This is a genomic window from Rhodanobacter sp. DHB23 (genome assembly GCF_014842975.1).
Classification (GTDB): Bacteria; Pseudomonadota; Gammaproteobacteria; order Xanthomonadales; family Rhodanobacteraceae; genus Rhodanobacter_A.
Genome location: NZ_JACYXK010000029.1, coordinates 96,734 through 118,094 on the forward strand (window position 1 = coordinate 96,734; position 21,361 = coordinate 118,094).

The window sequence follows — 21,361 nt, forward strand, 5'->3', positions numbered from 1 at the left end:
CGGCTAGCTTGGAACGATCACGCGCCGCGGCGCAAGCTCATTCGCCTGCGGCAGGCTGGCCGCCGTAGCGTTCGCGCAGCGCGGCACGATAACGGCGGCTGCACGGAATGGTGGTGCCATCGCGCAGGCGCAGGCGCGCATCGCCGGTTTCCAGCGGTTCGATCTCGGCGAGGTAGTCGAGGTTGACGAAGTAGCCGCGATGCACGCGCAGGAAGCGCGCTGGGTCCAGCCGCGCCTCGATGCCGGCCATGGTGCTGCGCAACGGATAGTCGCGCCCGCGCACGTGCAGGTTCACGTAGTTGCCCGCGGCCTGCAGCCACTCGATCTCGCTGGCGTTGAGCAGGAACTCCTTGCCCAGCTTGCGCACCAGGAAACGTTCCGGCCGCTCCACCGGCTCCACCGGCGGACCGTCGTCCGGTTCGGCCAGCAGCTTCGCCTCGCCCTGCTGGCGCAGCAGCCAGAGCCGCGACAGGCAGATCAGCGCGACGATGGTGAAATAGCTGCGGATGTCCTTCAGGTACTCGTAGCCGAAGTTCGGCCACCACGCGCCGAAATGGTAGTGGTGGCCGGCCATCCCGTAAGCCAGCTTGCGCAGCCCGACCATGCCGGCCACGTGCACCAGGCTGAACGCCACGCTGGCCAGCAGATGCCACGGCAGGCTGTGGCGCCACGTATCGAAGCGGAATGGCCAGCGCCGCTCCGCCACCTTGACGAAGGGAATCAGCAGCAGGACCAGCAGCGCGCTGCTCGATTCCCTCACCCATGGCTCCCAAGCCGCCGTGCGGGCATCGTCGATCTGCGCAACGATGCAGTTGAACACCGTGTTGAGAGTGAACAGCGCCACCCAGAAGGCCACCTCGACCGAGGTGTGCCAACGCTGGAAATCCCTGTATCCCACATCCGCCTGTTCGTTCATCCCGGCGATTCTACGTGGCCACGGCAAGATCCCCGCGCATCCCGTCCCACGTCGAAGTCGATTCGTCCCCGACGGCCCGCGATCCGTCACCGCACGCTGGGATTGGCGGTGATACCGGCCCATGCTGGCCACCTCACATCCCGTCCGGAGCGATACGATGAAAAGGCGCGACTTGCTGAAGGCTGCCGTCACCCTTCCCCTGCTGCCCTTGCTGATGCGCGGCGGCACGACCCTGGCGCGCGGCGTCGGCACGCTCGCGACCGCCTTGCGCTCGCGGGTACGCCCGGGCCAGCCGGGCTGGCCCGCGGCCGTGGAATGGGAACAACTGAAACGGCAGGTCGGCGGCCGGTTGCTGAAGCTGGAGCCACCGTTCGCCCATGGCGAGGCGTCGCAGGCACTGAAGCAGTTGGACAACCCATTCGCTATGGGCGACAACCCCACGCTGACCCAGACCAGCGGCTGGGCCGATGCCTGGGCTTCGCAACCCAGCGCCTATGCGGTGGCGGCGGAAAGCACCGCCGACGTGGTGGCAGCCGTCGACTTCGCGCGCCGGCATCGCCTGCGGTTGGTGGTGAAGGGCGGTGGCCACAGCTACCAGGGCACTTCGGACGCGCCGGATTCGCTGCTGGTGTGGACGCGCCACATGAACCAGGTGAGCCTGCACGACGCCTTCGTGCCGCAAGATTGCGCCGGCCACATGGCACCGCTGCCGGCGGTGAGCGTGGAAGCCGGTGCGATGTGGATCGACGCCTACAACGCCGTGACCACCCGCGGCGGCCGCTACGTGCAGGGCGGCGGCTGCACCACGGTGGGCGTGGCCGGGCTGGTGCAGAGCGGCGGCTTCGGCAGCCTCTCGAAGCGCTGGGGCAGCGCGGCGTCCAACCTGCTGGAGGCGGAAGTGGTCACCGCCGATGGCCAGGTGCGCATCGCCAATGCCCGCACCAACCCGGAGCTGTTCTGGGGCCTCAAGGGCGGTGGTGGCGGCAGCCTGGGCGTGGTCACGCGGCTGACCCTGCGCACCTTCGAGCTGCCGGAGTTCTTCGGCGGCATCAACCTCACCGTCAAGGCCGACTCGGACGCGGCCTACCGCGCCCTGATCGCCGAGGCGATGGACTTCTACCAGCGCGCGCTGTTCAACCCGCATTGGGGCGAGCAGATGAAGTTCTACGGTGGCGACACCTTCGAGGTCTCGATGATGTTCCAGGGGCTCACCCGGCAACAGGCCGAACAGACCTGGGTGCCCTTCCTCGATTGGGTGCGCGCCCGCAAGGATTGCCACGTCACCAAGCCGTTCCAGGCGCTGGTGCTGCCGGCCCGACATCTCTGGGACGCCGAATTCCTGCGCCAACACCTGCCGGACGCCATCGTGCCGGACAATCGGCCGGGCGCACCCCGCCATCACTACCTGTGGTCCGGCGACCACGACCAGGCCGGCTGGTTCATCCACGGCTACCAGTCGGCCTGGCTGCCGGCCTCACTGCTGGAACCCGGGCGGCAGGCGCAGCTGGCGGAGGCCTTGTTCAACGCTACGGAGCACTGGGGTTTCGCCCTGCATTTCAACAAAGGGCTGGCCGGCGCACCGGCCGACACGCTCGCCCGTGCCCGCGACACCGCCACCCATCCGCAGGTGCTCGACGCATTCGCCCTGCTGATCTGCGCCAACGGCGGCCCGCCGGCGTATCCCGGCATGCCGGGCGCGCAGCCCGACCTGGCCAAGGCGCGGCACGAAGCGACCGCCATCGACCAGGCGATGGACGCCATCCGCGCCGTGGCACCCGGCGCCGGTTCCTACGTTTCGGAAAGCGACTATTTCCTGCGCGACTGGCAACGTGGATTCTGGGGCGACAACTATCCGCGCCTCGCCGCGGCCAAGCGCAAGTACGACCCCGACGGCCTGTTCTTTGTGCACCACGGCGTCGGCAGCGAGGACTGGAGCGCGGACGGCTTTACGCGCACGGGCTGATCGCGCCGCATCGTCAGTTGAGTCGCAGGGATCGTGATGGGCCGCTTGTACATCCGGCGGCCCGGTTAGACTGGCGGTTTTTCGGCCCTGCCCGCTCCATGTCCCCACGTTCCGATTCGCTGCTGCGCCACCCCGCCTTCGTGCAGTTCTGGTGCTCGCGCATCGCTTCCGGCTTCGGCTTCCAGATGCTGTCGGTGGCGGTGGGCTGGCAGGTGTATGCGATCACCGGGCGCGCCTTCGATCTCGGCCTGATCGGCCTGGTGCAGTTCATCCCTTCCGTGCTGCTGGCATTGCCGGCGGGGCACGTGGCCGACCAGTTCGAACGGCGGCGCGTGGTGCTGATCGGGCAGATCGTGGAATGGACGGCCATCGTGCTGCTGGCCGCGCTGACGTTCAGCGGGCGCATCCACGAGGCCGGCATTCTCGCGCTGGTGTTCGTGATCGGCGTGGCCAAGGCGTTCGAGTCGCCCTCGATGCAGTCGCTGCTGCCGGCGCTGGTGCCGCCGGCCCTGTTGCCGCGCGCGGTGGCTGTGAGCGGCTCGGCCTTCCAGATGGCCACCATCCTCGGCCCCGCGGTGGGCGGCTTGCTCTACGCGGCTGGGCCAGGCGTGGTGTACCTCGGCGCCGCCGTGCTCTACCTGGTCGCCGCGACGACGATGGCGATGCTGCGCTATGAGCAGGCGCCGCCGCGACGCGAACCAGCCACGCTGAAGACGCTGTTCGCCGGCGTGCATTTCATCCGCGAGCGCAAGGACGTGCTGGGCGTGATTTCGCTGGACCTGTTCGCGGTGCTGCTCGGCGGCGTCACCTCGCTGCTGCCGATCTTCGCACGCGACATCCTGCACACCGGCCCGTGGGGCCTGGGCCTGCTGCGCGCGGCGCCGGCGGTGGGCGCGCTGCTGATGTCGCTGTGGCTGGCGAAGCACGAACTGCGGCGGCGCGTGGGCATGACCATGTTCGCCTCCGTGGCGGGCTTCGGCGTGGCGACCCTGGTGTTCGCCGTTTCCGCGAACCTGTGGCTGTCGCTGGCCGCACTGTTCGCGCTGGGTGCGTTCGACATGGTGAGCATGGTGATCCGCGGCTCGCTGGTGCAGCTGGACACGCCGGACGCGATGCGCGGCCGGGTCAACGCGGTGAACTCGATCTTCATCAACACCTCCAACCAGCTCGGCGAATTCGAGTCCGGCATGCTGGCCGCGTGGGTGGGCGCGATGGGTTCCGCCGTGCTCGGCGGCATCGGCACGCTGGTAGTGGTGGGCCTGTGGATGGCGATGTTCCCGGGCCTGCGACGGCGGCAAAGCCTGCAGTTGGAAGCGCCCGCCAGCGAAGCACCGGGCACGGCCGAATCGATCTAGCAGGCAGTGGGCGCCGCCGCCGCGGACCGCTAGGATCGGCGGATGAACGCACTCGCCATCCTCCGCGCCGCCATCGCCGCGCTCGCCCTGTCCGCCCTCGCACCCGCCGCCTACGCGGCCGACGACGGCCCGCGCATCCTGGTCAGCTTCAGCGCGCAGGCACACGCACAGCCGGTGACCGGCCGCGTCTACGTGGCGATCAGCCGCGATGCCGACAAGCCGCCGATCGAGGAGGCCGACGTCACTGGCGTGCCGTTGTTCGGCCATGACGTGGTCGCGCTGGCGCCGGGCCAGGCCGTGGCGATCGACGCCGACGATTTCGGCGCGCCGCTGGCCAGCCTGCGCCAGTTGCCCGCCGGCGACTACTGGATGCAGCCCTTCGTCAACGTCTACACCGAGTTCAAGCGCGCCGACGGCCACACCGTGTGGCTGCACATGGACCAGTGGGAAGGCCAGGACTGGAAGCACTCGCCCGGCAACCTCTACGGCAAGCCGGTGAAGGTGCATTACGACCCGGCCGCGCATGAGCCGCTGCACCTGGTCGCCGACCAGGTAATCGCGCCGATCCCGTTTCCGAAGGACACGGCCCAGGTCAAGCGCTTCCGCATCAAGAGCAAGCTGCTCAGCGCGTGGTGGGGCCAGCCGATCTACCTGGGTGCGACCGTGCTGCTGCCGAAGGACTACGACAAGCACCCTGGCCTGCACTATCCGGTGATCTACGAGCAGGGCCACTTCTCCACCGCCGCGCCGGGCGGCTTCGACCGTCCGAAGAGCGGCTTCCGCGACTACTGGCTGGCCGACGGCACGCCGCGCTACATCATGGTGAGCCTGCAGCACCCCTCGCCGTACTACGACGACTCCTACGCGGTGAACTCGGCCAACGAAGGCCCCTACGACGACGCCATCCACCAGGAGCTGCTGCCGGAGATCGCACGGCGCTTCCGCACCATCGAGCAACCCTGGGCGCGCATCCTCGAAGGCGGCTCCACCGGCGGCTGGATCACGGTGGCACAGACCGTGTTCCATCCGGACTACTACGGTGGCGCGTTCGCCTCCTGCCCGGATGCGCTGGATTTCCGCTATCACCAAGTGGTGAACATCTACGACGACGCCAACGCCTACTGGATCGACAAGGGCTGGGTGAAGGTCGAGCGCGTGGACACGCGCCTGCCCGACGGCAACGCCACGGCGATGATGAAGGACGAGAACTGGTACGAGCTGGCGGTGGGCGACCACGACCGCTCCGGTGGCCAGTGGGACATCTGGGAGGCCGCCTTCGGCCCGCTCGGCGCGGACGGCTATCCGCAGCGGCTGTGGAACAAGCGCAACGGCGACATCGACCATGCGGTGGCGGCGTACTGGAAGCAGCACTTCGACCTGCGCCACCTGCTGCAGACGCACTGGCCCGAGCTGGGGCCGAAGCTGGCCGACAAGCTGCACATCTACGTCGGCGACATGGACACCTACAACCTCAACATGGGCGTGCGCGAGATGGATGCCTTCCTGCGCAGCGCACACGATCCCGCCTTCGGCGGCAGCGTCACCTACCAGCCGATGGCACCGCATTGCTGGGGGCCGCGCGGCAAGGAGCTGATCGAGGACATCACCCGCTACATCGACGGCCACGCGCCCCCGAACACGGACCTCCGGAGCTGGCGATACTGAGACTGCGCAGGGCCGTTGCCCGGCGCGCGCAAACCCGCGATGCTGGCGGCCGTCATGCCCACCATGGAGAGTCGCGCATGTCCACACCACCACCCCTGCGCTCCACCTTCGTCACCGTGCTGGCCTGGGTGTTCATCGGCCTGGCCGGCTTCGCCACGCTGATCGCCCTGCTGCAGAACCTGATGCTGCAGCTGCTGTTCCTGCCGGAGATGCAGGCCCATCCCATGCCACCGCAGCCGCCGGGCCTGCCGGCGCCAACGCAGTGGATGTTCGGGCACATGGCGTGGTTCTTCCGTGGCTTCCTGCTGGTCTCGTCCGCCACCCTGGTCGCCAGCATCGGCCTGCTGTTGCGGCACGAATGGGCGCGTCGCCTGTTCATCGGCCTGATGGGCTTCGCCATCGCCTACCAGCTGTTCGGCCTGGCATGGCAGTGGTGGTTCATGGGCTCGATGGACGCCTTCACGCGCGCAGCCGGCATGCCCGCCGATGCGGGCGCGGTCATGCACGGCTTCATGCGCGTCGCGCAGGTGTTCGGCACGCTGATGGCGCTGGTGTTTTGCGTACTGTTCGGCTGGATCATCCGCCGCCTGTGCAGCGCGCAGGTGCGCGACGAATTCCGGCCGTGACTGGCCATGCGCTGATCGCATCGCGGCGGCGGCGCCGCTGCTAAGCTCGCGATTGTCGTCCACCCGCCAGTCGCCATGTCCAACGAATTGCGCTTCCATCATCCACTCGCGTTCTGGCTGGGCTGCGTCGCGGTGGCGGCCGGCGTGCTGCTGCACATGCCGATGTTCCTGATGGCGGCGCCGATGCATTACCGGCTCGCCGGCATGCCGATGGACGCCGGCATGCTGGTCGGCATGGTGCTGATCCCCGGCGGCGTGCTGCTGGCCGGCTACGGCCTGATGCCGCGGCTGGCGCAATTGCGGCGCAACCGGCACGGGCATGGCGACCGGCCGCACCTGCACGTGGCCGACAGCGTGCCGCTGAACCGCGCGCACTGGGTCCTCGCGGCGTCGCTGGCGGTGGCACTGGCGATCGACGTGATGAAGCCGGCCTCGCTGGCCTTCGTGATGCCCGGCGTGACCGCGGAATACGGCATCGCCATGACCACGGCCGGCTGGCTGGCGCTGTTCGCGCTCACCGGCACCGCGCTGGGCTCGCTGGTGTGGGGCCGCCTGGCCGACCTGTTCGGTCGCCGCGCGGCGATCCTGTTGTCGGCGCTGCTGTTCATGGGCACCGCGATCTGCGGCACGATGCCGTCGTTCGGCTGGAACCTGGCGATGTGCTTCATGATGGGCGCGGCGGCCGGCGGCATGCTGCCGATCGCCTTCACCCTGATGGCCGAGACCGTGCCCGCCGCGCACCGCGGCTGGCTGCTGGTGGCGCTGGGCGGGCTGGGCACCTCGGCCGGCTACCTCGCCGCCTCGGGCGCGGCCAGTGCGCTGGAACCCACCTTCAGCTGGCGCGCCCTGTGGCTGCTGAACCTGCCCACCGGCGCGCTGATCGTCTTCATCAACCGCTACATCCCGGAATCGCCGCGCTTCCTCGCCGACGCCGGCCTGCACGCGCAGGCGCGCGCGGTGCTGGCCCGCTTCGCCGGCTCGCCGGCGGCGGTTCGCGAGGACGCCAGCGGCGTGGACAGCGATCCGCCGATCCTGGAGAGCGCGCATCCGGTCGCCGACCTGCGCCAGTTGCTGCGCGGCCGGCATGCGCGGCTCACACTCGCGCTGTGCACCTGCGGGCTGGCGTGGGGCCTGGTGAACTTCGGCTTCCTGCTGTGGCTGCCGGCAAACCTGGCGAAACTCGGCATGGATGCCCACGCCGCCAGCGCCCTGCTGGCGCGCTCGGCGCTGCTGGCGGTGCCGGGCACGGCCGCCGTGGTGTGGCTGTACCAGCGCTGGAGCAGTTTCCGCACGCTGGTGTTGTTCATCGCGCTGACCGCGGCGTCGCTGGCCACGTTCTGCGCCCTTGCCTTCAGCGGCACGCAGGCCGAGATCCCGATGATCGCCGCCACGGCGGGCCTGCTGCTGAGCAGCGGCGGCGTGATCGCCACGATGATTCCGTACGCGGCGGAAATCTATCCGGTGCACCTGCGCGGCAGCGGTTCGGGCCTGATCGCCGCCAGCTCGAAGTTCGGCGGCATCCTCGGCGCGGCACTGGGCGTGCTGGGGCTGTTCGCGCACTTCGCGCTGTCCGCGCTGCTGATTGCATTGCCGATGGCCGCGGCCGGCTGGTTGCTGGCACGCCATGGCGTCGAGACGCGCGGGCACGCGCTGGAAGCGATCCAGCGCACGCTGTCGGAGTAGGAGCCTGTTCCAAAACGCGTACACGACCGGCTAACGCGACGACTGGCAGTGTGGTTTCGACGAATCAAGGAAAACCACCATGAGCGGATCACGCGATCTCGAAAGCCCCATGGACGAACTCGGCGGCTGGGTCGCCCGCGGACGCAGCGCGGCGGCACGTTTCGACGGCGACGCTTACCGGCGCCGGGTCGCACGCGCAGCCGAGGCCCTGGCCGACGAGACCAGCTATCGCTACCGGCGCGTGAAACGCCACGTGCGCCGCCATCCGGTCGCCACCGTGGCGATCGTGGCCGGCGCCGTCGGCGCGCTGCTGTTGCTGCGCCAGGTATTGCGCCGCAACGACGGGGACTGAGGCGCCGCTTGCCGGGCACGCCAAAGGAAAAAAGAAAACCCGCCTTTCGGCGGGTTTTCTCGTCCTGCTTCAAGCCACTCACACCGTGGTCGGGTTGGGCTTCTCGGGGTCGAGCTTGTATTCCTTGATCGCGCGCGCCACGTCCTTGGCGTTGACCTTGCCGTCCTTCGCCAGCGCGGCCAGCGCGGCGTGGGCGATCCAGTAACGGTCGACCTCGAAGAAGCCGCGCAGGTGCTCGCGCGTGTCCGAGCGGCCGAAGCCGTCGGTGCCGAGCACGGTGTAGCGCATGCCGTCGGGCAGGAAGGCGCGGACCTGGTCGGCGTATTCGCGCACGTAGTCGGTGGCGGCGATGGCCGGACCCTGGCGGCCCTGCAAAAGGCCGGTGACATGCGGCACGCGCTGCTCCGCTTCCGGATGCAGGCGGTTCCAGCGCTCGGCGTCGAAGCCGTCGCGGCGCAGTTCGACGAAGCTGGGGCAGGACCAGATGTCGGCGGTCACGCCGAAGTCCTTCTCCAGCAGCTCGGCGGCGGCGATCACCTCGCGCAGGATGGTGCCCGAACCCAGCAGCTGCACGCGCGTCTCGCCCTTCTTCGGCTTGCCGGCGTCCTTGAACAGGTACATGCCCTTGATGATGTCCTCCTCGACGCCTTGCGGCAGGTCGGGGTGGCTGTAGTTCTCGTTCATCACGGTGATGTAGTAGTAGACGTCTTCCTGCTCCTGCACCATGCGGCGGGTGCCGTCCTGCAGGATCACGGCCACTTCATACGAGAACGTCGGGTCGTACGACTTCACGTTCGGGATCGCGCCGGCCATCAGGTGCGAGGAACCGTCCTCGTGCTGCAGGCCCTCGCCGTTGAGCGTGGTGCGACCCGCGGTGCCGCCGATCAGGAAGCCGCGTGCGCGCATGTCGCCGGCCGCCCAGGCCAGGTCGCCGATGCGCTGGAAGCCGAACATCGAGTAGTAGATGAAGAACGGCAGCATCGCCTGGTTGCTGATGCTGTAGCTGGTGGCCGCCGCCATCCACGCAGCCATGCCGCCGGCCTCGGAGATGCCTTCCTGCAGCACCTGGCCCTTCTGGTCTTCGCGGTAGTACAGCAGCTGGTCGGCGTCCTGCGGACGGTACTTCTGGCCGAACGGCGCGTAGATGCCGATCTGGCGGAACATGCCTTCCATGCCGAAGGTACGCGCCTCGTCGGCCACGATCGGCACGATGCGCTCGCCGATCTGCTTGTCGCGCAGCAGCAGGTTCATGCCGCGCACCAGCGCCATGGTGGTGGAGATCTCGCGGTCACCGGTGCCCTTGGTGATCTGCTCGAACGCAGACAGCTCCGGCGCCTTGAGCTTGGCGTCGGCGTGGCGCCGGCGCTGCGGCAGGAAACCGCCCAGCGCGCGGCGGCGCTCGATCATGTATTCCACTTCCGGCGAGTTCTTGCCGGGATGGAAGTACGGCACTTCAGCCAGCTTGTCGTCTGTCACCGGGATGTTGAAGCGGTCGCGGAAGTGGCGCACGGCGTCGTTGTCCAGCTTCTTCTGCTGGTGCGTGGGGTTCTGCGACTCGCCGGCCGCGCCCATGCCGTAGCCCTTCACCGTCTTGGCCAGGATCACCGTGGGCATGCCCTTGGTGTTCACCGCCTGGTGGTAGGCCGCATAGACCTTGTGCGGGTCGTGGCCGCCGCGGTTGAGGCGCCAGATGTCGTCGTCCGACAGGTTGGCGACCATCTCGCGGGTCTCGGGGTACTTGTTGAAGAAATGCTCGCGCGTGTACGCGCCGCCGAAGGCCTTGCACGCCTGGTACTCGCCGTCGATGGTTTCCATCATCAGCTTGCGCAGCACGCCGTTCTTGTCGCGCGCGAGGAGCGGATCCCAGTAGCTGCCCCAGATCACCTTGATGGCATTCCAGCCGGCGCCGCGGAACACGCCTTCCAGCTCCTGGATGATCTTGCCGTTACCGCGTACCGGGCCGTCCAGGCGCTGCAGGTTGCAGTTGATCACGAAGACCAGGTTGTCCAGGCCTTCGCGGCCGGCCAGCGAGATCGCGCCCAGCGATTCGGGCTCGTCCGTCTCGCCGTCGCCCATGAAGCACCAGATCTTGCGGTCGCTCTTGGGAATCAGGCCGCGGTGCTCCAGGTACTTCCAGAACTGCGCCTGGTAGATCGCCTGGATCGGGCCCAGGCCCATCGACACCGTGGGCACCTGCCAGTAGTCCGGCATCAGCCACGGGTGCGGGTAGGAGGACAGGCCGCGGCCGTGGCCGGCCACTTCCATGCGGAACAGGTCGAGCTGGTCCTCGCCGATGCGGCCTTCCAGGAAGGAACGCGCGTAGATGCCGGGGCTGGAGTGGCCCTGGTGGAACACCAGGTCGCCGGGATGCTCGGCGCTGGGCGCGCGCCAGAAGTGGTTGAAGCCCACGTCGTACAGCGTGGCCGATGAAGCGAAACTCGCGATATGCCCGCCCAGCTCGCCCGGCTTGCGGTTGGCGCGCACCACCATCGCCATCGCGTTCCAGCGGATCAGGGTGCGGATGCGCCATTCCATCGCCGCGTCGCCCGGCATCTTCGCCTCGTTGGCCGGCGCGATGGTGTTGACGTAGGCGGTGGTGGGGTCGAACGGCAGGTAGCCGCCGGCGCGCCGCGTCGAATCGACCATCTGCTCAAGCAGGAAGTGCGCGCGCTCGGTGCCGTCGTGGTTGATGACCGCGTTGAGCGAGTCGATCCACTCGCGGGTTTCGGTGGGATCGAGATCCTGGCTGAGGATGTCGTCGAGCTGATCCATGGGAGATTCTCCGCGGCGCCAAGCGGCGCAATGCCTAAGGGGAAGCGGCCGCCGAGGGGATGCGACGGGCCGACGCCCGAGTTTAGCTTTCGCGGCTGGGCGCTGCCAGTTGGACGTCTGTCTAGGGAGGCCATGCGGCGGCGCATGGCCGGAGGCTTTCTCCCGCTCCCCCAAAGGGCCTGGTCAGCGTCGAGTCTCGGCTGTGTGCTGACTTGCCCCTCCCCTGCACGCAGGGGAGGGAGACAGGACATTGCACGACCGAGGCTCGATGCCAGTCAGGCGGAGGCGAGAGGAAGCAGAAGCCCCCTCCTTCGACGCCAACCTCAATTCTTTGCGCGGATCTGCGCATCCACCGCGGCGATCGCGGTCATGTTGACCACGCGGCGCACGCTGGATGAAGTGGTGAGGATGTGCGCGGGCTTGTTCACGCCCATCAGGATAGGCCCGATCGCCACGCCGTCGGTCATCACGCGCACCATGTTGTAGACGATGTTGGCGGCGTCGAGGTTGGGCATCACGAACAGGTTGGCGCGGCCGCCGAGCGTGGTGCCGGGGAACACGCGCTTGCGCATCGCCTCGTCCCACGCGGTGTCGGCCTGCATCTCGCCGTCCATGTCCAGCCTGGGCGCACGCGCCTTGAGGATCTCGCGCACCTTGCGCATCTTCGCAGCGCTCGAGCTGTCGTAGCTGCCGAAGTTGGAGTACGACAGCAGCGCCACCTTGGGCTCGATGCCGAACAGCTTGAGGCGGTAGGTCGCCTGCAGCGTGGCCTCGGCGATCTGTTCGGCGGACGGGTCGGCCTGCACGTGAGTGTCCAGGAAGAACCACGCGCCCTTGTCGTTGATCACCCCGGTCATCGCCGAGGTGCAGGACACGCCCGGGTCGAGGCCGATCACACTGCGCAGGTAGCCGAGCTTCTTGTGGTAGCGGCCGACCAGGCCGCAGATCAGCGCATCGGCCTCGCCGCGCTCGACCATCATCGCGGCGATCAGCGCGGTGCGCGTGCGCATCAGGGCCTTGGCCGCGTCCGGCGTGACGCCACGGCGCTCGGTCATCGCGTGGTACTGCTGCCAGTACTCGTTGTAGCGCGGGTCGTCGTTGATGTTGGTCAGCTCGAAATCCACGCCCTGGCGCAAACGCAGGCCGAGGCGCTGGATGCGCATCTCGATCACTTCGGGGCGACCGATCAGGATCGGGAAGGCGAGCTTCTCGTCCACCACGGTCTGCACCGCGCGCAGCACGGTTTCTTCCTCACCCTCGGCGTAGACCACGCGCTTCTGGTCGGCGCGGGCGCGATCGTACACGGGCTTCATGAGCAGGCCGGTGCGGTAGACGAACTGGCCCAGCTTCTCCTTGTACGCCTCCATGTCGGTGATCGGCCGCGTGGCCACGCCGGAGTCCATCGCCGCCTGCGCCACGGCGGAGGACAGCTCCACCACCAGGCGTGGGTCGAACGGCCGCGGGATCAGGTAGTCCGGGCCGAAGGTCGGTGCCTCGCCGCCATATACCGAGGCGAGGTCGCCCGCCTCCATCCGCGCCATCCGCGCGATGGCGCGCACGCAGGCGATCTTCATTTCCTCGTTGATCGCGGTGGCGCCCACGTCCAGCGCGCCGCGGAACAGGTAGGGGAAGCAGAGGACGTTGTTGATCTGGTTGGGGTAGTCGGAGCGGCCGGTGCCGATGATCGCGTCCGGACGCACCTTCCTGGCGTCCTCCGGCATGATCTCGGGGCTGGGATTGGCCAGCGCCAGGATGATCGGACGCTCCGCCATCGTGGCCACCATCTCCGGCTTGAGGATGCCGCCGGCGGACAGGCCGAGGAAGATGTCCGCGCCCTCGACGATCTCCGCCAGCGTGCGCTTGCCGGTGTCGCGCGCGTAGCGCTGCTTGTCCGGGTCGAGGTCGGTGCGGCCGGTATGCAGCACGCCGTCGCGGTCCAGCGCCAGGATGTTCTCCGGCTTCAGGCCCAGCGCCACCAGCATGTTCACGCAGGAGATGCCGGCCGCGCCCATGCCGGTGGTGGCCAGCTTCACGTCCTCGATCTTCTTGCCCACCACGTCCAGCGCATTGATCACCGCCGCGCCCACGATGATCGCGGTGCCGTGCTGGTCGTCGTGGAACACCGGGATCTTCATGCGTTCGCGCAGCTTGCGCTCGACCACGAAGCATTCCGGCGCCTTGATGTCCTCGAGGTTGATGCCGCCGAAGGTGGGCTCCATCGCCGCGATGATGTCCACCAGCTTGTCCGGGTCGCGCTCGGCCAGCTCGATGTCGAACACGTCGATGCCGGCGAACTTCTTGAACAGCACGCCCTTGCCTTCCATGACTGGTTTACCAGCGAGCGGGCCGATGTCGCCCAGGCCCAGCACCGCGGTGCCGTTGGTGATCACCGCCACCAGGTTGGAACGCGCGGTCAGCTCGCTGGCCGCGTTCGGGTCCTCGACGATGGCCTCGCACGCATAGGCCACGCCCGGCGAATAGGCCAGCGACAGGTCGCGCTGGGTCAGCAGCGAGGTGGTCGGGCTGACCTGGATCTTGCCCGGGCGCGGATGGCGGTGGTATTCGAGCGCGGCGCGGCGCAGGTCGTCGGGATGGGCCATGGGTGGGGCTTTTCGTGGGGTTTGGGGGGCCGTGGACCGGCGCGCGCCATGGTAGCACCGGGTCGCCGGCTAGACGCCCAGCGACAGCTCGTCGGCATGCACCTTGCCCATGCGTATGCCGTTGACGAACACCGAGAACGCCAGCTTGCCGGCCAGGCCATGCACATGCTGCATCCACGGCGGCAGCCAGCGCGGCGGCACGATGGCGCCGGATTCGAAATGCGGCTGCAGCGCCACCACGTCGGACAGGGTGAGCTTGCCGGCGAACAGGTGGCGCAACAGCTCCAGCCGCCGCTCCTTCAGCGCCCAGCGGAAGAAGGTGTGCACGGTGAGCAGGCCGCTGAGGTACACGTTGTCCTTGGCGAAAGCCGCGCCGCCGCCGGTGGGTACGCCGCGGAACACGCGCTGGGCGGAGTGGAAGCTGTCCGCCACGCCCTGCCCGCGCGCATGGAAGAAGCGGTACACCTCCACGAAATCGGCGCCGTCCAGCGCCATCTCGATGGCGAGGATGCGCAGGCTGATGCGCTGCAGCCGCGCGATGTCGATGGCGCCGGACATCAGCTCGGCGAACACCGCCAGGCCTTCCTGCGTGGCGGTGACACGCGGCGAGGTGCGCGCCAGCGAGGCCAGCAGCGGCTGCTCGCGCCCGTTGAGCGCGGTGAGCGTGTGCACCAGCGCCTCGTGCGCCAGCAACTGGTGGCGGTCGTATTCGTTGAAGCTGGCGCCGCCGCGCAGGCGGATGCGCGTGGCGCCGGCGGCGGCCTTGGCGGTGAGCTCGGGATCGACCTCCACCTTCACCCGGCCCGCCCCGAAGAAATCGTCCAGCGTGTGCGCCATCTCGTCGCGCAGGACCTCGGCGTCGATGCCTGCGCAGGCATCGTCGGCGGCCAGGCCGGCGCCCAGTTCGTCCGACAGCTCCACGAAATACCTCGCCGCATCGAGGTTGCTGCGCCCGCTGCCGGGGATCATGTCGCCGGGGCGGCCATACAGCAGGATCGACGGCTCGGTGACCTGCGCCGAGCCCGCCACCTCCAGCATCTCCGCCGCGATGCGCCACGACTCGGCGGTGCGCGCGAGATATTCGCCCAGCGCACCGCCCTGCTCCAGCGCCTCGCGTTCGATGGCCTCCAGTTCGGTGCGCGCGGCACCGAGGTCGGGCCGCTGGTACTGCACCTCGGGCAAGGCGAAGCGGCCTGCCGTGAAATCCGCGATCAGGCGGTTCTCCAGCGAGGCGGGCCATGCCACCGTGGGCAGGATCTGGATGCCCTTCACCGCGGCCAGCAGGCGCTGGTCGAGGGCGGCTATGCATTGCAGGTCGGGCGCGTCGCTCATCTCCCCTCTCCCGCGTGCGGGAGAGGGGCCGGGGGAGAGGGCATGGCCTTGCCATGCACCGCAAAAGCGCCCTCTCCCCAACCCCTCTCCCGCAAGCGGGAGAGGGGCGGCAGACCAGTAGTTCGTGCATGGACTTTCATTCCCGCTCCCGTTTCCCACGCTGCGCATGCGGCCGCTCGATCGGCCGGCCGCCGCGCTGGCGGCGCAGCTTGGCCTCCAGCGTGCTGGCCTGCTCTTCGCGCTCGTCGCGCAGCTTGAGGTAGTTGCGCCAGCGCTCCGGCGACAGCTCGCCGCTGTCCAGTGCCGCCTGCACCGCGCAACCAGGTTCGCTGCCATGGCCACAGTCGGCGAAGCGGCAGGTTTCGGCCAGCTCCTCGATGTCGGCGAACAGGTCGAGGTTTTCCTCGCCGGTGAGCTTGAGTTCGCGCATGCCGGGCGTGTCGATCAGGCAGCCGCCGGTGGGCAGCTGCAGCAGCGCACGGTGCGTGGTGGTGTGGCGGCCGCGGCTGTCGTGGTGGCGCACCGCACCGGTGGCCATCTTGTCGATGCCGAGCAGGGTGTTGGTGAGCGTGGACTTGCCCGCGCCGGAGGAACCCACCAGCACCGCGCTGTCGCCCGGCTGCAGGTAGGGCGCGAGTTGCGCCGCGCTGGCCGCGTCCTTGCCGTTGATCGCGTGGATCGCCGTGCCGGGCGCCAGCCGCGCGCGCAGTTCGGCGATGCGCTCGGCGGCGTCCTCGTGCAGGTCGGTCTTGCTCAGCAGCACCACCGGCCGTGCGCCGGAATCCTCGATCAGCGAGAGATAGCGCTCGATGCGCGCGGGGCTGTAGTCGCCGTCCAGCCCGGTGAGCACCAGCACGCAGTCGATGTTGGTGGCGATGACCTGGCGCGCGTAGCGCTCGCCCGCGGCGGCCCGCGACAGCACCGTGCGCCGCGGCAGCACGGCGACGATGTGTGGTGGCTGGCCCGGCTCGATCTCCACGAAATCGCCTACCGCCGGCCGTTCACCGGGATCGAGGCTGCGCTTCAGGAAATGCCCGGCCGGCTGCGCGCCGAAGCTCTGCTCGCCGTCGTGCAGTTCGTAGCCGGCGCGATGCTGCGCCACCACGCGCGCCAGCCGGCGGCCCGCCGCGGGCAGGGCTTCGCCGCGCCAGCCGATGCGCCGCAGCCGCTCTATCGTTTCGGCATCGCTCATGAGTCTGGGGACTTCGACATGTGGCCCGATTATGCCTTGCCCCGGAAATGCCCGCGCAACGGCTCGCGCTGCACCGCACCACGCTGCTAGGATCGACGATGACCCGGCCATGCGCCGGCCCAGGATACCGAGGACTCCGGCGTTGGCTTCGATCAAACCCAGCACGCATCTGGCGGACGTGCGTTACGAGATCCGCGGCGCACTCACCCGGCGCGCACGCGAACTGGAGGCCGCCGGCCGCGACATCATCAAGCTCAACATCGGCAACCCCGGCCGCTACGGTTTCGAAACGCCCGCGCACCTGCGCGAAGCCATCGCCGCCCACCTGCGCGACAGCGAGGCCTACGGCCACGAACAAGGCCTGGATGCCGCCCGCGAGGCCATCGCCGCCCAGCAGCGCGCACGGGGTGCGCGCCACGTGGACGTGGAGCGCATCTTCATCGGCAACGGCGTCAGCGAGCTGATCGACCTCAGCCTGCGCGCCCTGCTGCAACCCGGCGACGAAGTGCTGCTGCCCAGCCCCGACTACCCGCTGTGGAGCGCCGCCACCATCCTCAACGGCGGCAAGCCTCGCTACTACCGCTGCCTCGCGGAGAACGGCCACCTGCCCGACCCCGACGAGATCGAGGCGCTGGTGACGCCGCGCACCCGCGCGCTGGTGCTGATCAACCCGAACAACCCCACCGGCGCGGTCTACCCGCGCGCGCTGCTGGAACGCATCGTGGCGGTGGCCGCGCGGCACAACCTGCTGCTGCTGGCCGACGAGATCTACGACGAGATCCTCTACGACGGCACGCCGTTCCAGCCGCTGGCGGAAGTCGCCGGCGAACTGCCCTGCGTGAGCTTCGGCGGCCTGAGCAAGGTGCATCGCGCCTGCGGCTACCGCGTGGGCTGGCTCTCGCTTTCCGGCGAGCACGCGCGCAGCGCCGACTACCGCGACGCGCTGCAGCTGCTGGCCGCGCTGCGCCTGTGCGCCAACGTCACCGCGCAGTGGGCGGTGCTCCCCGCGCTGCAGGATGCGCCCACCATCACCGCGCTCACCGCGCCGGGCGGCCGCCTGCACGAGGCGCGCAAGGCCGTGCTCGATGGCGTGGCCGCCAGCGCCTACCTCGACGTGGTCTCGCCCGCCGGCGCGCTGTATGCCTTCCCGCAGATCCGCATCGACGCCATCCCCGCCTTCGACGACAACGCCTTCGCGCTGCGCCTGCTGGAAGAGGAATCGGTGCTGGTGGTGCCCGGCTCCAGCTTCAACGTGCCGTCCAGCCGCCACCTGCGCCTTACCCTGCTGCCGCAGCCGGCCCAGTTGCGCGAGGTGTTCGCACGCATCGAGCAGGTGCTGGCGCGCATGGCGGCGGAGCAGCCGCGCCGCGTCGCCGCCGCGTGATGCTTTCAAGCCCCTCTCCCGCCTGCGGGAGAGGGGTTGGGGAGAGGGCAGTTGCGCGCCCGAACCCTCATCCGGCCCTCCTCCGGGCCACCTTCATCCGGCACGTCCATGTGCCTCACCTTTCAGGCGGCTTCGCCGTGCAAATCGGCAATCCTGCCGATTTGCCTCCCGCAGGGAGAAGGAAGCGCAGGAGACTCGCATGCCGCTGAACTACCTCGCCCTCGGCGACTCCTACACCATCGGCGAAGGCGTGCCGGCCGAGGACCGCTGGCCGATGCAACTGGCCGCCATGCTGCGTGGCGAAGGCAGGGTGCTCGCCGAACCGGCCATCCTCGCCACCACCGGCTGGACCACCGACGAGCTTTCCGCCGCGATGGATGGCGCGGCCTTCGCGCCGCCCTACGGCTTGGTCAGCCTGCTGATCGGCGTCAACAACCAGTACCGCGGCCGCAGCGTGGACGACTACCGCGGCGAGTTCCGCCAGTTGCTGCAGCGTGCGGTCACGCTGGCCGGTGGGCGGGCCGGACGCACGCTGGTGCTGTCGATCCCCGACTGGGGCGTCACCCCGTTCGCGCGGGACAGCGGCCGCGACACCGCGCGCATCGCCGCCGAACTGGACGCCTACAACGCCGCCGCACGCGAGGAAACCCTGCGACAGGACACGCGCTGGGTGGACATCACGGCCATCTCGCGCCATCACCCCACCCTGCTCGCCGACGACGGGCTGCACCCTTCCGCCGCGCAATACGCGCTGTGGGCCGAAGCCGCACTGCCCGTGGCGCGCGGCATGCTGGCGGCCTAGCACGACTCTCCTCTCCCATTTGCGGGAGAGGGGCCGTTGGGAGAGCCCACGGCTTGCAGCATGGCTGAAAAGCACCCTCTCCCCAACCCCTCTCCCGCAAGCGGGAGAGGGGCTTGAAGAGCTTTGGCAGTATCATTGACCCTCTTTGCCGGAGCCTCCCCCATGTCCCTAGCCCCCGCCACCCGCGAACGCATCGAATCCCTGCTCAAGAGCCACCGCGTGGTGCTGTTCATGAAGGGCAACCGCCATGCGCCGGCCTGCGGCTTCTCCGCCGCCGCGACGAACACGCTCAACGAACTGCTGCCCGAATACCACACGGTGAACGTGCTGGACGACCCGGAAATCCGCGAAGGCATCAAGGCCTACGGCGACTGGCCGACGATCCCGCAGCTGTACGTGGAAGGCGAACTGGTCGGCGGCGCCGACATCATCCGCCAGATGTACGGCAGCGGTGAGTTGCACGCGCTGTTCGGCCTCGCCGCGCCGGATCGCACGCCGCCGCAGATCACCATCACCGACGCCGCCGCCAAGGCCATCCGCGAAGGCACCGCCAACGCGCAGGGCCTGGCGCTGCACCTGGAGATCGGCCCCGACCACAGCGCCGGCTTCCAGCTCGCCCCCGCCAGCGAGCACGACATCGTGGCCCACGCCAACGGCCTGGAAGTGCACTTCGACCCCGCCAGCGCGCAGCGCGCCAAGGGCATCGTGATCGACTGGGTGTCCACCGTGCAGGGCGAAGGCCTCAGCCTGAAGTTCCCGGGCGCCCAGGAAGTGAAGTCGCTGACCGTGCAGGAACTGCAGCAGCGCCTCGCCGCCGGCGACATCACCCTGGTCGACGTGCGCCCCGCCGCTGCGCGCGCCCAGCTCGCCCCGCTGCCGCAGGCGCGCATCCTCGACGACGAAGGCTACGAAGCGCTGGCCGGCCTGCCCAAGGACACCGCGCTCGCCTTCGTCTGCACGCGCGGCATCTCCAGCCAGGGCGTGGCCGAGCGCTTCGCCGCGCACGGCTTCAGCAACGTGCACAACGTGGCAGGCGGGATGGAAGCGTGGGTCGCGGGCGTCGCCTGAACCCATCCTCCGGCGGAGCGGGTTGCCCATGACCCCATCCATGGCACCATCCTCCGGACTGCCGGACGGCCCGAGCGTGCAGCGGCTGCTGCACGAGGCGCGCCGGGCACTGGGCTCCAACCAGACCGCGTCCGCCCGGCATTGGCTGGCCCAGGCGCAGGCACTGGCGCCGGACGACGCGGAAGCCCATCGGCTGCTGGGCGTCGCCGCCCTGATCGACGGCGACAACCCGCAGGCCATCGGCCACCTGCGCGATGCGCTCGCCGTGCGCCCGGGCGACGCCACGATCCACATGACCCTGGGCAATGCCCTGTTCGAAACCGGCGAGGCCGACGCCGGGCTGGCCAGCCTGCAACGCGCCTGCGAACTCGCCCCCGGGGATGCGGCGGCCTGGTACAACCTCGGCCGGGCGCTGCAGGTCTCCGCCCGCATGCAGCCTGCATCCGAAGCACTGCGCCGCGCAGTGGAGCTCGCCCCGGATTACGCCAGGGCGCGCAATGCGCTGGCCACGGTACTGGCCAACCTCGGCGACACGGCCGCCGCCGTTGCGACGCTGCGCGAAACACTACGCAGGCACCCTGACAACGTCGACGCCTGGTTCGCCCTCGGCAACCTGAAGATCGAGCAGCTGGACGGCAGCGACGCGGTCCGGCTGCGTGGCCTGTTCCGGCAGCCCGGCCTGCCCGACGACGAACGCATCCTGGTGGGCTTCACCCTCGCCAAGGCGCTGGAGGACCAGGCCGACTACCCGGCCGCCTTCGACGTGGTGCGCGAGGCGAACGCCATGCGGCGGCGCCAGCTGTACTGGAGCCGCGACGAGGAACGCGCCCGCGTGGAAGCCATCGCGGGCGCCTTCGCACAGCCGCTGCCCAGCCCGCTGGATGACTCGCTCGGCCAGGACGTGATCTTCGTGACCTGCATGCCGCGCTCGGGCTCCACGCTGGTCGAACAGATCCTCGCCTCGCACCCGGAAGTCGACGGGGGCGACGAGATCCCCGTGCTGCCCGAGCTCCTCGACGAGGAATCGGCGCGGCGCGGCTGCCCCTTCCCGGCGTGGGTTCCCGCGGCGACCGCCGCCGACTGGCACCGCCTGGGCACGGAATACCTCGAACGCACGCGCCACTGGGGCCGGCGCCACCTTCGCTTCACCGACAAGAACGTGGGCAACTGGGCCTTCGTCGGCGCGGCGCTGGCGATGTTGCCCGGCGCCCGCGTGGTGAACGCGCGCCGCGATCCGCTGGAAACCTGCTTCGCCTGCTACCGCCAACTGTTCGCCACCGGCATCCATTACAGCTACGACCTGGACGACATCGTGGACTACTACGCCGGCTACGCGCGGCTGGCCGCGCTGTGGCGACAACGCTTCCCGCGGCAATACTTCGACCACGACTACGAAGCGCTGACGCAGGATGCCGAGGCGCAGATCCGCCGGCTGCTGCAGGCCTGCGGCCTTCCCTTCGACGCCGCCTGCCTCGCCCACCACCGGACCCCCCGCACCGTGCTGACGATCAGCTCGGCGCAGGTACGCCAGCCGCTGCGCGGCGGCACCGCCCGCGCCCCGCGCTACGGCGACAGGCTCGATCCATTGCGCGACCGGCTGCGCGCCGCGGGCCTGTTGCCCGCGAGCGACTGAAGCCGATCGATGCCATCG

At 69.3% G+C, this 21,361-nt stretch carries 15 protein-coding genes; 10 read left to right on the forward strand and 5 right to left on the reverse strand.

All coding sequences use genetic code 11. The annotated features are described in order from the left end of the window. Positions 1 to 37: 37 nt before the first annotated feature. The gene (locus IHE47_RS15285) at positions 38 to 916 is read right to left on the reverse strand and encodes a LytTR family DNA-binding domain-containing protein (RefSeq protein ID WP_192107424.1); all 879 of its coding nucleotides are present in this window, start codon (positions 914 to 916) and stop codon (positions 38 to 40) included. Between the two features lie 157 nt (positions 917 to 1,073). On the opposite strand from IHE47_RS15285, the gene IHE47_RS15290 reads away from it, so the two are divergent. The 6 genes from IHE47_RS15290 to IHE47_RS15315 all read left to right on the forward strand — a co-directional run bounded on the left by IHE47_RS15290 (position 1,074) and on the right by IHE47_RS15315 (position 8,560). After that, positions 1,074 to 2,879: an FAD-binding oxidoreductase gene (locus IHE47_RS15290; protein ID WP_192107425.1), complete on the forward strand. Its 1,806-nt coding sequence runs from the start codon at positions 1,074 to 1,076 to the stop codon at positions 2,877 to 2,879. A 98-nt stretch (positions 2,880 to 2,977) separates the two neighbouring features. Then, positions 2,978 to 4,234 (forward strand): MFS transporter, encoded by a 1,257-nt coding sequence (locus IHE47_RS15295; protein WP_192107427.1) that lies wholly within the window; start codon positions 2,978 to 2,980, stop codon positions 4,232 to 4,234. 42 nt (positions 4,235 to 4,276) lie between these two features. Beyond that, positions 4,277 to 5,899 carry an alpha/beta hydrolase-fold protein gene (locus IHE47_RS15300; protein ID WP_192107429.1) on the forward strand — a complete coding sequence of 541 codons (1,623 nt, stop codon included), beginning with the start codon at positions 4,277 to 4,279 and terminating at the stop codon, positions 5,897 to 5,899. Between the two features lie 77 nt (positions 5,900 to 5,976). Further along, entirely contained in the window at positions 5,977 to 6,525 is a 549-nt protein-coding gene (locus IHE47_RS15305; protein ID WP_192107431.1) for a hypothetical protein, read from the forward strand. A gap of 75 nt (positions 6,526 to 6,600) precedes the next feature. Further along, on the forward strand, positions 6,601 to 8,208 hold the full coding sequence (locus IHE47_RS15310; protein WP_192107433.1) for an MFS transporter: 1,608 nt from the start codon (positions 6,601 to 6,603) through the stop codon (positions 8,206 to 8,208). 79 nt (positions 8,209 to 8,287) lie between these two features. Then, positions 8,288 to 8,560, forward strand: coding sequence for a hypothetical protein (locus tag IHE47_RS15315; protein ID WP_192107435.1), 273 nt, complete (start codon positions 8,288 to 8,290; stop codon positions 8,558 to 8,560). Positions 8,561 to 8,638: 78 nt separating this feature from the next. On the opposite strand, the gene aceE is transcribed toward IHE47_RS15315, so the two are convergent. The 4 genes from aceE to rsgA form a co-directional block, all read right to left on the reverse strand. Further along, complete coding sequence (gene aceE, locus IHE47_RS15320; protein WP_192107437.1) at positions 8,639 to 11,332, reverse strand: pyruvate dehydrogenase (acetyl-transferring), homodimeric type; 2,694 nt, start codon at positions 11,330 to 11,332, stop codon at positions 8,639 to 8,641. Between the two features lie 323 nt (positions 11,333 to 11,655). Beyond that, positions 11,656 to 13,932, reverse strand: a complete 2,277-nt coding sequence (locus IHE47_RS15325) for an NADP-dependent malic enzyme (RefSeq protein ID WP_192107439.1) — start codon at positions 13,930 to 13,932, stop codon at positions 11,656 to 11,658. 69 nt (positions 13,933 to 14,001) lie between these two features. Then, positions 14,002 to 15,264 carry a flavohemoglobin expression-modulating QEGLA motif protein gene (locus IHE47_RS15330; protein ID WP_192107441.1) on the reverse strand — a complete coding sequence of 421 codons (1,263 nt, stop codon included), beginning with the start codon at positions 15,262 to 15,264 and terminating at the stop codon, positions 14,002 to 14,004. A gap of 136 nt (positions 15,265 to 15,400) precedes the next feature. Continuing rightward, positions 15,401 to 16,456, reverse strand: a complete 1,056-nt coding sequence (gene rsgA, locus IHE47_RS15335; protein WP_192107442.1) for a ribosome small subunit-dependent GTPase A — start codon at positions 16,454 to 16,456, stop codon at positions 15,401 to 15,403. Positions 16,457 to 16,598: 142 nt separating this feature from the next. Between rsgA and IHE47_RS15340 the strand changes: the two genes are divergently transcribed. From IHE47_RS15340 to IHE47_RS15355, 4 genes are all read left to right on the forward strand, one after another. Next, on the forward strand, positions 16,599 to 17,840 hold the full coding sequence (locus IHE47_RS15340) for an aminotransferase class I/II-fold pyridoxal phosphate-dependent enzyme (protein ID WP_192107444.1): 1,242 nt from the start codon (positions 16,599 to 16,601) through the stop codon (positions 17,838 to 17,840). 199 nt (positions 17,841 to 18,039) lie between these two features. Further along, positions 18,040 to 18,642, forward strand: a complete 603-nt coding sequence (locus tag IHE47_RS15345) for an SGNH/GDSL hydrolase family protein (protein WP_192107445.1) — start codon at positions 18,040 to 18,042, stop codon at positions 18,640 to 18,642. Positions 18,643 to 18,804: 162 nt separating this feature from the next. Continuing rightward, entirely contained in the window at positions 18,805 to 19,710 is a 906-nt protein-coding gene (gene grxD, locus IHE47_RS15350; RefSeq protein ID WP_192107447.1) for a Grx4 family monothiol glutaredoxin, read from the forward strand. Positions 19,711 to 19,738: 28 nt separating this feature from the next. Beyond that, complete coding sequence (locus IHE47_RS15355; protein ID WP_192107448.1) at positions 19,739 to 21,343, forward strand: sulfotransferase; 1,605 nt, start codon at positions 19,739 to 19,741, stop codon at positions 21,341 to 21,343. Positions 21,344 to 21,361: the final 18 nt, after the last annotated feature.

Excerpts from the sequence above, each read along its gene's own strand:
- IHE47_RS15285 (WP_192107424.1), bottom strand. The coding sequence starts at position 916 with ATGAACGAACAGGCGGATGTGGGATACAGGGATTTCCAGCGTTGGCAC.
- IHE47_RS15290 (WP_192107425.1), top strand. The coding sequence starts at position 1,074 with ATGAAAAGGCGCGACTTGCTGAAGGCTGCCGTCACCCTTCCCCTGCTG.
- IHE47_RS15295 (WP_192107427.1), top strand. The coding sequence starts at position 2,978 with ATGTCCCCACGTTCCGATTCGCTGCTGCGCCACCCCGCCTTCGTGCAG.
- IHE47_RS15300 (WP_192107429.1), top strand. The coding sequence starts at position 4,277 with ATGAACGCACTCGCCATCCTCCGCGCCGCCATCGCCGCGCTCGCCCTG.
- IHE47_RS15305 (WP_192107431.1), top strand. The coding sequence starts at position 5,977 with ATGTCCACACCACCACCCCTGCGCTCCACCTTCGTCACCGTGCTGGCC.
- IHE47_RS15310 (WP_192107433.1), top strand. The coding sequence starts at position 6,601 with ATGTCCAACGAATTGCGCTTCCATCATCCACTCGCGTTCTGGCTGGGC.
- IHE47_RS15315 (WP_192107435.1), top strand. The coding sequence starts at position 8,288 with ATGAGCGGATCACGCGATCTCGAAAGCCCCATGGACGAACTCGGCGGC.
- aceE (WP_192107437.1), bottom strand. The coding sequence starts at position 11,332 with ATGGATCAGCTCGACGACATCCTCAGCCAGGATCTCGATCCCACCGAA.
- IHE47_RS15325 (WP_192107439.1), bottom strand. The coding sequence starts at position 13,932 with ATGGCCCATCCCGACGACCTGCGCCGCGCCGCGCTCGAATACCACCGC.
- IHE47_RS15330 (WP_192107441.1), bottom strand. The coding sequence starts at position 15,264 with ATGAGCGACGCGCCCGACCTGCAATGCATAGCCGCCCTCGACCAGCGC.
- rsgA (WP_192107442.1), bottom strand. The coding sequence starts at position 16,456 with ATGAGCGATGCCGAAACGATAGAGCGGCTGCGGCGCATCGGCTGGCGC.
- IHE47_RS15345 (WP_192107445.1), top strand. The coding sequence starts at position 18,040 with ATGCCGCTGAACTACCTCGCCCTCGGCGACTCCTACACCATCGGCGAA.
- grxD (WP_192107447.1), top strand. The coding sequence starts at position 18,805 with ATGTCCCTAGCCCCCGCCACCCGCGAACGCATCGAATCCCTGCTCAAG.
- IHE47_RS15355 (WP_192107448.1), top strand. The coding sequence starts at position 19,739 with ATGACCCCATCCATGGCACCATCCTCCGGACTGCCGGACGGCCCGAGC.